At 69.9% G+C, this 12,836-nt stretch carries 13 protein-coding genes; 8 read left to right on the forward strand and 5 right to left on the reverse strand.

Features of this window, described 5'->3' with window-relative positions; genetic code table 11:
• The 5 genes from AC07YS_RS31295 to AC07YS_RS31315 form a co-directional block, all read left to right on the forward strand.
• Positions 1–594 (forward strand): DUF6306 domain-containing protein (locus AC07YS_RS31295; protein ID WP_495273818.1); only part of this gene is annotated, 594 nt, incomplete at its 5' end.
• Positions 591–1,289: a CBS domain-containing protein gene (locus AC07YS_RS31300; RefSeq protein WP_492700396.1), complete on the forward strand. Its 699-nt coding sequence runs from the start codon at positions 591–593 to the stop codon at positions 1,287–1,289. The genes AC07YS_RS31295 and AC07YS_RS31300, both read left to right, overlap by 4 nt.
• A gap of 68 nt (positions 1,290–1,357) precedes the next feature.
• A complete protein-coding gene (locus AC07YS_RS31305) occupies positions 1,358–2,053 on the forward strand; it encodes an RNA polymerase sigma factor (protein WP_495268723.1) in 696 nt (231 codons plus the stop codon).
• 40 nt (positions 2,054–2,093) lie between these two features.
• Entirely contained in the window at positions 2,094–2,663 is a 570-nt protein-coding gene (locus tag AC07YS_RS31310; RefSeq protein WP_056578099.1) for a ferritin-like domain-containing protein, read from the forward strand.
• 29 nt (positions 2,664–2,692) lie between these two features.
• A complete protein-coding gene (locus AC07YS_RS31315) occupies positions 2,693–3,067 on the forward strand; it encodes a c-type cytochrome (RefSeq protein WP_495268763.1) in 375 nt (124 codons plus the stop codon).
• Here AC07YS_RS31315 and AC07YS_RS31320 read toward each other — a convergent pair.
• Together AC07YS_RS31320 and AC07YS_RS31325 are read right to left on the reverse strand one after the other, a co-directional pair.
• Positions 3,054–4,367: an aminotransferase class V-fold PLP-dependent enzyme gene (locus AC07YS_RS31320; protein WP_495268722.1), complete on the reverse strand. Its 1,314-nt coding sequence runs from the start codon at positions 4,365–4,367 to the stop codon at positions 3,054–3,056. The two genes, AC07YS_RS31315 and AC07YS_RS31320, sit on opposite strands and share 14 nt — an antisense overlap.
• Positions 4,368–4,371: 4 nt before the next feature.
• Positions 4,372–5,274, reverse strand: coding sequence for an amino acid ABC transporter substrate-binding protein (locus tag AC07YS_RS31325; RefSeq protein WP_495268721.1), 903 nt, complete (start codon positions 5,272–5,274; stop codon positions 4,372–4,374).
• Positions 5,275–5,407: 133 nt separating this feature from the next.
• Here AC07YS_RS31325 and AC07YS_RS31330 point away from each other — a divergent pair, with 133 nt between their 5' ends.
• The 3 genes from AC07YS_RS31330 (at position 5,408) to AC07YS_RS31340 (ending at position 9,430) form a co-directional block, all read left to right on the forward strand.
• Positions 5,408–6,346 carry a LysR family transcriptional regulator gene (locus AC07YS_RS31330; protein ID WP_495268720.1) on the forward strand — a complete coding sequence of 313 codons (939 nt, stop codon included), beginning with the start codon at positions 5,408–5,410 and terminating at the stop codon, positions 6,344–6,346.
• Positions 6,347–6,619: 273 nt separating this feature from the next.
• Entirely contained in the window at positions 6,620–8,152 is a 1,533-nt protein-coding gene (locus AC07YS_RS31335; protein WP_495268719.1) for an FAD-binding oxidoreductase, read from the forward strand.
• Between the two features lie 18 nt (positions 8,153–8,170).
• On the forward strand, positions 8,171–9,430 hold the full coding sequence (locus AC07YS_RS31340) for a lactonase family protein (protein WP_495268718.1): 1,260 nt from the start codon (positions 8,171–8,173) through the stop codon (positions 9,428–9,430).
• Positions 9,431–9,433: 3 nt separating this feature from the next.
• On the opposite strand, the gene AC07YS_RS31345 is transcribed toward AC07YS_RS31340, so the two are convergent.
• From AC07YS_RS31345 to AC07YS_RS31355, 3 genes are all read right to left on the reverse strand, one after another.
• Positions 9,434–10,903: an N-acyl-D-amino-acid deacylase family protein gene (locus AC07YS_RS31345; RefSeq protein WP_495268717.1), complete on the reverse strand. Its 1,470-nt coding sequence runs from the start codon at positions 10,901–10,903 to the stop codon at positions 9,434–9,436.
• On the reverse strand, positions 10,900–11,817 hold the full coding sequence (locus tag AC07YS_RS31350) for a MurR/RpiR family transcriptional regulator (RefSeq protein ID WP_492687427.1): 918 nt from the start codon (positions 11,815–11,817) through the stop codon (positions 10,900–10,902). Before AC07YS_RS31350 ends, AC07YS_RS31345 begins: the two co-directional genes overlap by 4 nt.
• Positions 11,818–11,828: 11 nt before the next feature.
• On the reverse strand, positions 11,829–12,836 hold a 1,008-nt coding region (locus AC07YS_RS31355), incomplete at its 5' end, for an alanine racemase (protein ID WP_495273819.1).

Genomic DNA, 12,836 nt, shown 5'->3' on the forward strand with positions numbered 1-12,836 from the left:
CCGCCCGACGATGCCGCCCCGCCCTTCGCCGACACGCCCGCCGCGCTGCGCGCGCAGGGGCTGCGTTTTCCCGAGCGGGTGCAGGTGTCCTCGCCGGTCTGCTACGCCGACGCGCTGGACGCGGCCTATCGCGAAGCCGGCGACCGCGACGCACTGCTGGCCGCGCTGAACGAACTGCTCGAAGCCGAGCGCGCCGGCGCGCGCATCACGCTGCGCAGCGCCGCCGAGACCGACGACCCCTCGCTGCAGCGCCTGGTGACCGACATCCACCGCGACGAGGTGCGCTGGTGCGGCGTGCTGATCGACGCGATCCAGTCACTGGCCGCCACGCCCAGCACGCGCACCGGCGCTTTCTACGAACGCGCGATGGCCGTGCCGGAACTGGGCGCGCGCCTGGCGCTGCTCAACCGCGGCCAGGGCTGGGTGGTGCGCAAGCTGCAGGCGCTGCTGCCGCACGTCGGCGACGCGCACATCCACGGCGAGTTGACGGCCATGCTGGTGTCGCACCAGCAGAACATCGCGCGCGTCGATGCGCAGCAGGCCCCCCAGGCATCACAGGCCCCGCGCGGGCCGCAGGAAGGAGCTTCATCATGAATGCACAGGACGTCATGACCTCGCCGGTCTTCACCGTCGCGCCGGACACGCCGGTGCGCGACATCAGCGCGCTGCTGCTGGCGCGCCACATCAGCGGCGTGCCGGTGCTCGACCAGGGCGAGGTGGTCGGCATCGTGAGCAAATCCGACCTGCTGCACCGCTACGAAGCCGAGCCCGGCGGCGCGCCGCCGCACCCGTGGTGGCAACGCTGGGTGCAGCGCACCGCACCGCCGCGCGACTACGTGCGCGCGCACGCCCTGCGCGCGGCCGACCTCATGACGCGCGAGCCGGTGTCGATCGCCGAAGACCTCTCGCTGGCCCGCGTCGCGCAGCTGCTGACCGCCTACCGCATCCAGCGCCTGCCGGTGGTGCGCGGGCGCCGGCTGGTGGGCATCGTGACGAGCGGCGACCTGGTCAAGGCGCTGCTGCGGCAGGCCGAGGCCGACACCTCGAGCGCCGATGCGTGCGACGACGCGCAGATCCTGGCGCGTCTCGTGGCCGAACTGGAGCGGCAGACCTGGTGGAGCCGCGCGTGGTCGCATGTGTCGGTGGACAACGGCATCGTGATGTACCACGGCATGGTCGGCAACGAGGCCGAACGCGACGCGGCGCGCGTGGCGGCCGAGGGCATCGCGGGCGTGCGCGGCGTGGTCGACGAGCGGCTGTGCACGATCGAATGGCAGACGATGGTCTGAAAGGCAAAAAAGAAAGTTGCAACACGGCGCGGGGGGGCGCCATCCAATGGGCAGAAGGAACTCACCGCATGCCGCCCACCGCCTTGCCACTGACTGCCGATGCCGACGCGAACGCGTCCGACGCCGACCTGGCCGCACGCGCCGCGCAGGGCGACACGCAGGCCTTTGCGCGCATCATGCGGCGCCACAACCAGCTGCTGTTTCGCACCGCGCGCAGCATCCTGCACAGCGACGCCGACACCGAAGACGCGCTGCAGGACGCCTACCTGCGCGCCTGGCGCGCCATCGGCGGCTTCCGCGACGAAGCGAAGCTCTCGACCTGGCTGGTGCGCATCGTCATCAACGAGGCACTGGGGCGCCTGCGCCGTCGTGGCGCGCAGGTGATTCCGCTCGACGGCGGCATGGCTGCGGGGGACGACGACGACGCCCCCGACACGCAGCTCGCCGACGACCCCGACCGCCAACCGGAGCGCCTCGCCATGCGGGAAGACCTTCGCCGACTCATGGAGCGCCACATCGACCGGCTGCCCGACGCCTACCGCACCGTGTTCGTGCTGCGCGCGGTGCAGGAACTGAGCGTCGGCGAAACCGCCGAGGCGCTGCAGCTGCCCGAGGCCACGGTGCGGCTGCGCTTCTTCCGCGCCCGCAGCCTGCTGCGCGAAAGCCTGTCGCGCGACATCGACCTGGCGACGGGCGACGCCTTCGCGTTCGACGGCGCGCGCTGCGACCGCATCGTGGCGCGCGTGCTGGCGGCGCTGCCTTGATGATTCTTCCCACAACCACCACCCCCGAGGAGACCCCACCATGTCCTTTTTCCTGATGCCCACCCCGGCCGCCGCGCGGCGCGCCTTTCTCGGCCGCTCCGGCCTGATGCTGTCGGGCGCCGCCGTGGCGCTGCTGGCGGGGCGCGACGCGCTCGCCGCGAAGAGCGGCGGTGCCACCGGCAACGACGTGCAGATCCTCAACACCGCGCTCGGCGCCGAGCTCGAGGCCATCGCGGCCTACCAGCTCGGCGCGGAAAGCAAGCTGCTCGAGAAGCCCGTGCTCGACCTCGCCGTGACCTTCCAGGGCCACCACAAGGAGCATGCGGACCTGCTGGCCAAGACCATCGCGAAGCTCGGCGGCAAGGCCGTCGCGGCCAAGGCGCGCTACGACTTCCCCGTGGAACAGCTCAAGTCGCAGGCCGATGTGCTGCGCTTCGCGGCGAAGCTTGAACAGGGCGCCGTGAGCGCCTACCTGGGCGCGGTGCCGCTGTTCGGCAACCGCGAGCTGTCGAAGGCCGCGGCCAGCATCCTCGGCGACGAGGCGATGCACTGGGCCGTGCTGCGCCAGGCGCTTGGCGAGGCGCCGGTGCCTTCGGCGTTCGTGTCGTGAGCCGTGCGGCGCGCGGGCTCGCAGCGGGCCTGCTGGCCGCATGGGCCTGTGCGGGTGCCGCAACGCCCGATGCGGTGCGCGGCGAACAGGTCTACGCACGCTGCCAGGCCTGCCACGCGCTGGCCGCCGACCGGGTCGGGCCGCGCCACTGCGGCCTGTTCGGCCGGCTCGCCGGCAGCGTGCCGGGCTTCGCGTACTCGGAGGCAATGAAGAAGTCGCGCATCGTGTGGAACGACAAGACGCTCGACCGCTTCCTCAGCGCCCCGCTCGCAATGGTGCCGGGCAGCAGCATGACCTACGACGGCGTGCCCGACCCGCGGGAGCGCGCCGACCTGCTCGCCTACCTGCGGCAGGCGAACGACACGCCGGCCTGCGCGGCGCTGGCGCGCCCTACGCCGCGCTGACTGCAGGCGTGAAAGCGTCGGCGATCTCGCGCGTCACGCGCAGGAAGGCCTCCATCTCGCCCACCGTGTGGCAGTGCAGCGGCGACACGCGCACGGTGCCCTCGAGCCCGAAGGATTCGAGCATCCGCTTCGAGTAGATGCTGCTGGCCACGCGCTCGTACACGGTGACGCCACGCTGGCCGTACTCCACCACGGCCTGCGTGCAGTCAAGGCCGTCGAAGCCGATGCCCAGGATCAGGTCGCGCTGCGTCAAGTCTTCGTGGTCGAGAAAAACCTGCACGCCGTCGAGCGCGCGCAGGCCCGGCGTCTGCGCGGTGCCGTCGAGCAGCGTCGCCAGCAGCGCGCGCTCGTGCAGCTCGATGCGCTCGATGCCCGCCACGAAGCGGGCGCGGCGGTCGGTCGCATCGGTGAAGTGGCCGCCGAGCCAGCCCACGTAGTCGACGATCTCGGTGAGCACCGCGAACTGCCACGGCGCCGAGCTGCCCAGCTCCCAATGTCCGGGCTTCTTGCCGGCCAGCTTGTGGTGCGGCAATGCAGCCGCGCGCTCCGACATCCACGAGAAGCCCGAGCCGCGGCAGCCGAAGAACTTGTAGGGCGCGAGGTTGATGCCGTCCACCGGCGTCTGCTGCAGGTCGATGACGCCGTGCGGCGCGTGCTGCACGGCATCGACGAGGATGTACAGGTCGGGCTTGATCTCTCGCGCGCGCCGCACGATGGCCGCCATGTCGAGCTTGGCGCCCGAGATGTTCGACGCGTGGATCACGTTGAGCACACAGGTGTTTTCGTCGACCAGCCCCACGATGGCGTCCACGTCGACGCCGCCGGTGACGGGGTTGCTCTTTGCCACGCGCAGCTCGCGCCCGAGGCGCTCCGCATACAGGCGCATGGCGTCGAAGGCCGACGGGTGCTCGAGCGCGGTCGTGACCATGTTCGTGCCCGGCACGTTCTCGGCCACCGCGCGCACCATGTCGAACATCGCGCCCGAGGCGGTGAGCGAGGGGTACACGCTGCCGCCGGTGGCGTTGAGGATGGTGCGCAGATCGTCGGCGCCGCGCGCCTGCATCGCCTGCAGCTCGACGGCAGTGGCGTGGATGCGCTCGGCGTTGTCGGGAATGGCGTCGACCAGCGCGAAGCGCTCGACCGCGGCCTTGAGCCGGAACGAGCCGCCGGCGTTGTCGAAGTACAGGCGCTCGCGGCCGTGGTGGTCGCGTTCGATGCCCAGGAAGCGCTCGCGCACCTGGCGCATCAGCGCATCGGAAAGGAGCTCGCCTCGGGGCAGGTCCGCACGTGTGGCTGCCATGGTGTCAGACGCCCTTGTTGTTGGGGTTCTTGTAGATCTCGCGCACCGCATCCGTCATCGGGAAGTTGAGGTTCGCGTTGCGCGGCGGGATCGGCGAGAGGAACCACTTGGTGTACAGCTGCTCGATGGCGCCCGACTTCATGAGGCCGTTGACCGTCTCGTCGACCAGCGCCTTGAACTCGGGGTCGTCCTTGCGCAGCATGATGCCGTAGGGCTCCTGGCGCAGCGACTCCTTGAGGATCTTGTAGTCGCCCGGGTTGGTGGCGCTGGCGATCATGCCGGCCAGCTGCACGTCGTCGAGCACGTAGGCATCGGCGCGGCCCGTGGACAACAGCAGGAAGCCGTCGGAGGTGTCCTTGCCCGCGATCTCGTTCACCTCGATGGCGCCGCTCTTGCGCGCACCGCGCAGCAGCTGGATCGAGGTGCTGCCCGAGACGGTGGCCACGTTCTTGCCGTTGAGGTCGGGCAGCGCGTTGATGCCCGAGTTCTTCTTCACGGCGGCCGTGATGTTGGTGACGAAGTGGCTGGGTGCGAAGTCGACCTGCGCCTGGCGCTGGGTGGTGTTGGTGGTGGTCGCGCAGTCCAGGTCCACGGTGCCGTTCTGCAGCAGCGGGATGCGGTTGGTCGAGTTGAGCATGGTGTAGCGCACCTCGATCTTCGGCAGGCCCAGCTTGGCCTTCACGGCATCGACGATCTTCAGGCAGATGTCGTTGGTGAAGCCGATGGGCGCGCTGTCGGCGCTGAGCTTGTACGAGAACGGGATCTGGCTGTCGCGCGCGCCGATCTGGATCGTGCCGCTGTCCTTGATCTTGCGCAGCGTGCCGGCGTCCTGCGCGCTGGCGGCGCCGCAGACGAAGACGAGGGCGAGTGCCAATGCGAAAGGTGCGAGAGGCAGTTTGAAGTCCATGGTGTGTTCCTTGGGTTGCAATGACGGTGGCCTGGCGCGCATCTTCTGCGTCCCGATGAATTTCTAAAAGCGATTTTTTGTGATCGAATCGCATGAAGAAAAGCGTTCTTTCTTTCAGGAGCCGCCCGCCGTGATGACCTTCAAGCAACTCGAAGCCCTCTACTGGATCGCCCGGCTGGGCGGCTTCGCGCAGGCGGCCAACCAGCTGCACACCTCGCAGTCGGCCATCTCCAAGCGCGTGCACGAGCTGGAGCAGCTGTTCGACACCGAGCTGTTCGACCGCAGCCAGCGCACGGCGCGCCTCACCGAAAAAGGCGAGGAGATGTTCGTGCTCGCCAGGAAGCTGCTCGACCAGCGCGACGCCGCCGTCGAGCAGTTCGGCAAGCCCGGCGTGGTGGAGCGGCGCATCCGCCTGGGCGTGACCGAGCTCACCGCCATGACGTGGCTGCCGCGCCTGGTCGGCCTGATCCAGCAGCACTACCCCAAGGTGATCCTCGAGCCCGACGTGGACGACAGCCTGCAGCTGCGCGACAAGCTCCTGGCCGACGAGCTCGACGTGGTCATCGTGCCCCACACCTTCGCCGACTCGCGCATGCAGAGCAAGGTCATCGGCCGCGTGAAGAGCGCGTGGATGTGCAAGCCCGGCGTGATTCCCTCGGCCGCAGCCACCGGCACCGTGCGCCTGCACGACCTGGCGCGCCACCGCATGCTGGTGCAGGGCAACAACTCGGGCACCGGCCGCGCCTACGACGCATGGATGAAGGACCAGGGCGTGCAGCCCGCCAACGCGATCGTGGTGAGCAACCTCGTGGCGCTCACGGGCCTCACCGTGTCGGGCCTGGGCGTGAGCTACCTGCCGCGCGAATGCCTCGCGCCGCTGGTCGACGCCGGCATGCTCGAGGTGCTCGACGTGACGCCCGCGCTGCCCGTCGTGCGCTACGTGGCCATGCACAAGGGCGAGCACCGCAGCGCGCTCACCTCGTCGATCGTGATGCTGGCGCAGGCGTGCTGCGACTTCACGCGCATGTTCCAGGCGCAGCCGGAAGACGAAGCCGCGGCCGGCGCACGCTGAGATCGCAGGCGCCTTCCGCGCGTCCTTGTTGCGCGCCGAATGCGGTGTCCGTGACGCGAAACCCACATGCTTTCGAGGGGGTGCGACGCGCTCGAAATTGACGGCAAGATGAGCGCCATCGCGCGGCATTCCGCACGGCCTGCTGGAGATAAGACATAACGCTTCCATTTCCGGCCGGCCTTGCAAATGAATACCCGCGCGTAAGACACGCCCCAGGTTTCGCGTCCTTCTTTCGTCTTACCGCCGTCGCTCGACGTCCTTCAGAAAGTGCCCATGACCATCACCGTGACACGCCAGGATCCGCGCTACAACACCCTGAAGAAAGGCTTCAACCTGCGATGGCCTTCCGTTGAGTCGGACGCGGCGTCGCGCATCGAGCTGGTGGAGAACGCGGACGATGCCGCCGCCGCGCTGCAGCGCATCGTCGATGCGGGCCGGCGGCCCACGGTGCGCAGCGGCGGGCATTGCTATGAAGACTTCGTCTCCAACAACCCCGGCGGTGCGATCCTCGACCTGAGCCTGCTCACGCAGGCCAGTGCCGAGCGCAAGGGCGACGGCCGCTACCGCGTCGCACCCGGCACGCAGAACTGGAACGGCTACCTCGATCTGTACAAGCAGAGCAACGTCACGCTGCCCGGCGGCTCCTGCTATTCGGTGGGTGCGGGCGGGCACATCTGCGGCGGCGGCTACGGCCTGCTCTCGCGCCTGCAGGGCCTCACGGTCGACTGGCTCTCGGCGGTGGACATCCTCACGGTCGATGCGCGCGGCAAGGTCGTGCCGCGCACCGTGGACGCGACGCGCGACCCGGATCTGTTCCGTGCCTGCCGCGGCGCGGGCGGCGGCAACTTCGGCGCGATCACCAGCTATGTGTTCGACACCCTGCCGACCGCGCCGCGCGAGGTGGCGCTCGCGGTGGTCGCGTTCGACTGGGCCAGCATGACGCCCGCACGCTTCGCCCAGCTGCTCGCCATCTACGGCGACTACTGGGCCACGCGCGGCACCTCGCCCGACACCTGGGGCATGTTCTCGCTGCTCAAGCTCACGCACCGCTCGTCGGGCCAGATCGTGATGCTCACGCAGTTCTGCAACCCCGACGGCACCTGCAACGACCTCACGGTGCTGCACGACTTTCTCGAGCGCTTTCGCGCCTGCACGCCCGTGCCGCTGAAGGGCCGCGTGCCCGGCGTGGGCCCGGCGCCGCAGCGGGACACGGGCCAGCTGCTGTGCTCCAAGCCGCACACCGTGACGCGCTACGACTGGCTCACGGCCACGCAGTACCTCAACGGCTCGGGCGAGAACCAGCGCGGCAAGTACAAGTCGGCCTACATGAAGCGCAGCTTCACGGCCCGCGAGGCGCAGCGCATCTACACGCACCTCACGCGCACGATGCCCGGCATCGACCTGAGCCAGTCGCTGGTGCAGGTCGACTCCTATGGCGGCGCGATCAACAAGCCCGAGCGCATCGACGACACCGCCGTGCCGCAGCGCGCATCGATCATGAAGCTGCAGTACCAGACCTACTGGCGCAGCGCGGCGGACGATGCGGGCCACCTGCGCTGGATCGGCGATTTCTACCGCGACGTGTACGGCACGCCCGACGTGCCCGAGCGCTTTGCCGGCACGCCTTACCCCGGCGAGCGCTACGAGGGCTGCTACATCAACTACCCGGACAACGACATGCTGGCGCACCCGTTCTGGCCGCAGCTGTACTACGGGGACCAGGGGCTCTACGCCTTCCTTCGGAAAGTGAAGCGGCGCTACGACCCGAACAACATCTTTCACCACGCCATGTCGGTGCGGCCCTGAACGAGAGGAAGAATTTCCATGCCACACAGCCCCAACCGCTTCGGTCAGGACCGCCGCGCCGTCATGCAGTGGATCGGCGGCGCCTCCGCGCTCGGCGCGCTGACGCCGATGGTCCCCGCCGGCGCGCAGACGCCCGACACCGGCGCGGCCGCTACCACCGCCAGCACCGCGCCCGCGCCCCGCTTCGCCTACGTCGGCACCTACACCAGCGACGCGCCGGGCGGCACCGCCGGCGGCCCGGCATCGAAGGGCATCTACGTGCTCGCGATCCGGGACGGCAGCTGGACGCCGGTGCAGACCGTCGCGAGCGCGAACCCCTCGTTCCTCGCGGTGCACCCGAGCCGGCGTTTCCTCTACGCGATCAACGAGATCGACACCTACCAGGGCCTGCCCACCGGCACGGCCGAGGCCTATGCGATCGATGCGAACGACGGGCGCCTGACGCTGCTCAACCGCCAGCCGCTCTCGCTCTCGGGCGTGGTCCCCGCGCACCTGGCCGTGTCGCCCGACGGCCGCGCGCTGGCCGTGGCGCTGTACGGCGGCGGTGCTTACAACGTGCTGCCCATCGAGGCGGACGGCAGGCTGGGCAAGGTCTCGGGCATCGAGAAGGAAACCGGCACCGGCACCGACGCGCAGCGGCAGGAATCGCCACATCCGCACATGGTGCTGTTCGACGGCACGGGCCAGCGCCTGCTCGCCACCGACCTGGGCACCGACCGCATCAACGCGTTCACGCTCGCCGACGGCCAGCTGGCCCTGCTCGGCCGCACGGCCGTCGCGCCCGGCAGCGGCCCGCGCCACCTGGCACTGCATCCGTCGCAGCGCTTCCTGTACGTGGTGAACGAACTCGACGCCACGGTCGCGGGCTTCGGCTACGACGCGGCGAGCGGCAAGGTCGGGGAACAGCGCCAGCGCGTCTCGACCGTGCCCGAGGGCTACACCGGCCAGAAGAACGCGGCGGCGCTGGTGATGCATCCGTCGGGGCAGTTTCTCTACGCGAGCAACCGCCGCTTGAAGTCGGACCACCCGATGGCCGACAGCATCGCCGCGTTCCGCATCGACCCGAGCAACGGCGCACTGACACCGCTGCAGCACTGGGGCGAAGGCCTGCGCTTTCCGCGTGCGCTGGCGATGGCGCCGGGCGGCAGCCACCTCTACGCGCTCAGCCAGAAGGGCGACACCCTCTTGCGTCTGCGCATCGATCCGGCCAGCGGCAGGCTGGACCAGCCGGTGCAGGTGGCGCAGGTGCCCGTGCCCGTCTGCCTGGTGTTTGCTTGATCCCTAGCGTCCGCGCGTGAGCATCCGCCCCGCGCGCGCCAGCACCTTCGCTTCGCCCTCGCCACCACGGTAGGCCAGCACCCCGTTCACGAACACGCGCTCGACGCCGAGGCTCACACCATGCGGCTTGTCGTAGGTCGCGGTGTCGGTGATGGTCTCGGGGTCGAACACCACCACGTCGGCCATGGTGCCGACGCGCAGCAGGCCGCGATCGGCGATGCGCAGGTTGCGCGCCGTCATGCCCGTCATCTTGTGCACCGCCTGCTCCAGCGTGAAGAGCTTGCGCTGGCGCCAGTAGCGCGCGAACACGCGCGGGAACGCGCCCCACAGGCGCGGATGCGGATGGCGGTCGTGCGGCAGGCCGTCGCTGCCGATCATGGTGAGCGGGTGCGCGATGACGCGCTCCACGTCTTCTTCCTGCATCTGGAAATAGCAGGCGCCGCCAGGCTTCAGCCCCAGGCAGGCCTCCTGCTCGGTGGTGCCCCACTCGCGCGCGATGTCGGAGATCAGGCGGCCGGTCATCTCGGGGTGCGGGTCGGACCAGGTCAGCAGCACGTCGATCACGCCGTCGACCAGGTCTTCGCGCAGCACGGTGGAGCCGGCCACATAGGGGTAGACGTCCATCGCGATCTCCTGGCGCTGCGACAGCGCCTCGATCAGCGGCAGCGTCTCCTTCGTGCGGCCCCAGTTCGCGGGACCGGCGCACTTGTGGTGCGAGATGACCAGCGGCACGCCCGCGCTGAAGGCCGTGTCGCCGGCCTCGTGCAGCGCCTCGATGATCTGCTGCATCTCGCTGCGCAGGTGCGTGGCGTACACGCCGCCATGGCGTGCCACGACGCGCGCGAGCGCGGTGACTTCTTCGGCCGGTGCGGCAAAGGCCTCTTCGTAGAACAGGCCCGACGACATGCCGTGCGCGCCCGAGGCCATGCAGTCGTCGAGCAGCGTTTCCATGCGCGCCAGCTCGTCGCCATCGGCGGGCCGGTCGAGCGCCTGCATGGCAGCGAAGCGCAGCGTGGTGTGGCCGACCAGCGCGGCCACGTTGAGTGCCGGCTGCACCGCATCGACCGCCGCGCGGTACTCGGCCATGGTCGCGTGCTTGAACGAGTCCGCACCCAGCAGCGTGAGCGGCGGCTTCGACTGCGGCGTGCGGTACGGCGCCAGCGAAATGCCGCAGTTGCCCGTGACCACGGTGGTGATGCCCTGCGACACCTTGGGCAGGCACAGCGGGTCGCGCAGCACGATGGCGTCGTCGTGCGTGTGGGCGTCGATGAAGCCGGGCGCGATCACCTTGCCGCGGCAGTCGACCACGTCGACGTCGGCGATGTTCAACCCTGCAGGCAGGCGCGTGCGAAGGCCTTCGCCCAGCGCCAGGATGCGGTCGCCCTGCAGCAGCACGTCGCCGGGCCACGAAGGGCCGCCCGAGCCGTCGACCACGAGGCCGGCTTCGAGCAGCACGGCTGGGGTGTCGCTCATGGTTCGCCGTCTCCCTTTTTTGTGTTGATGCCGCCACCGTCCCAGCTTTGCAGCGGGTGCGTGGTGGCGTCGATGCCGTGGCGCTGGAAGGCCTCGCGCGCGCGCTGCAGGCGCTGCACGGCGGGCTCGCCGCGGCGCTGCGCCACCAGCACGGTAAGGATCTCGATGACCGTGAGGTGCGTGAGGTAGGCGTCGATGCCCACGTGCATAACGGCGTCGTCGGGCACCGACAGGCCGATCAGGAAGTCGGCCTTGGCCGCGAGCGCCGTGCCCGGCCGCGTGATCGCGACCACCTGGGCGCCCTGCCCGCGTGCGATGTCGACCGCGTCGAGCAGCGAGGGCATGCCGCCCACGTGCGAGATGGCGATGACCACGCCGCCCGGGCGCTGCGCCGCGCCGGCCACCTGCTGCAAGTGGTAGTCGGCCCAGGCGTTGGCCGAGAGGCCGAGGCGGAACAGGCGCGCCTGCAGGTCGTTCGCCATGAACCACGAGGTGGCGCCCGCACCGTACAGGTCGACGTGCGGCGCGGCCGCGATGGCGCGCACCGCGCCGTCGAGCACCTGCATGTCGAGCTGGCCGCGCACGCCCGAGACCGAGGCCGCGGCGCTGCGTGCGATCTTGCCGACCACTTCGTCGGCGGCGTCTTCGATGTTGACGCGGCGGTGCAGCGGCGAGCCGCCGAGCGCCAGCTCCTGCGCGAGCGCGAGCTTGAACTCGCGCAGCCCGGCAAAGCCGAGGTCGCGGCAGGTGCGCATGATGGTGGGCACCGAGCTGCGCGAGCGCTCGGCGAGCTGCTCGAAGCTCTCTTCGAGCGCGCGGTCGGGGTCTTCGAGGATCAGGTCGAGGATCGCGCGCCGCGTGGCCGGCGCGTCGCTGCGCGCCTCGGCGATCCTCTGGAGCAATGAGGGCGTCATCGGTGCGTTGTTCAGAAGTGCATGGCGACGGCGTCGCTCACGCGGTAGTCGTTCTCGACCACGGGCATCCAGTGCCACTTGTCGAAGGTGGTGCAGGGGTGCGAAATGCCCAGGCCCACGCGGTCGCCGACCTTGGGTGCATCGGCCTCTTCGCTCTCATCCCAGCGCAGATAGGCGTGCTGGTCGTTCAGCGCGGTGATCTTCCATCCCGCGGGCACGCCCTGCGGCTGCAACGCGCCGCGCGCCGCGCGCGCGATCGGCACGGGCATCGACAGGTCGAAGGAGATGTCGCGCTTGCCGACCGAGAGGATCGCCAGCCCCGGCTCGGGCCGCGACTGCACGTTGGCCCAGACCTCCATCGCCGGCGTCAGGCCTTCGCCGCATTCGCAACCCAGGCGTTCGTCGACCACGCTCACCATGCGCTTGTAGAAGCCGTGGTCGTGCGTGACATAGCAGCCCGAACGCAGCAGGCCGCGCACGGGCGCACCCAGCGCGGGCTTCAGGCGCCCGGCCACGAGGTCGAAGATGGCCGAGCCGCCGGCCGAGACCAGCACCTCGTCGGTCTCGAAGAGCTGGTGCGTGTCGCAATGGCGGGCCACTGCTTCGACGCGGTCCATCAGCGTGGTGGCGTAGGCCGTGTCGGGCCCGCTTTCGCCGGTGGCGCCCTGCCCCTCATAGGTCTCGATGCCCACGAGCTTGGCCGCGTCGCTGGCGCGCACCCGCGTGGCGAGCGCAATGGCTTCGTCGTGCGTGCGGCAACCGGTGCGCGCACCCTGCACGCCGATCTCGAGCATGACTTCGAAAGGCACGCTCGCGGGGTTGCGTTTCGACCAGTCTTCGATGAGCGCCAACTGCGCGATCGAGTCGACCAGGAACACCACACGCAGGTCCGCATGGTCGGCCAGCAGCAGCTGGATGCCTGCGAGGTCTTCGTCGCTCACCACCTGGTTGGCGATCAGCGTGCGGCGCGCGCCGGCGGCCACGCCCACGGCCAGCTGCGTGACGGTGGCAAAGGTCAG

The sequence above is a fragment of the Variovorax sp. GW458-11-26-14-LB1 genome, from assembly GCF_059423965.1.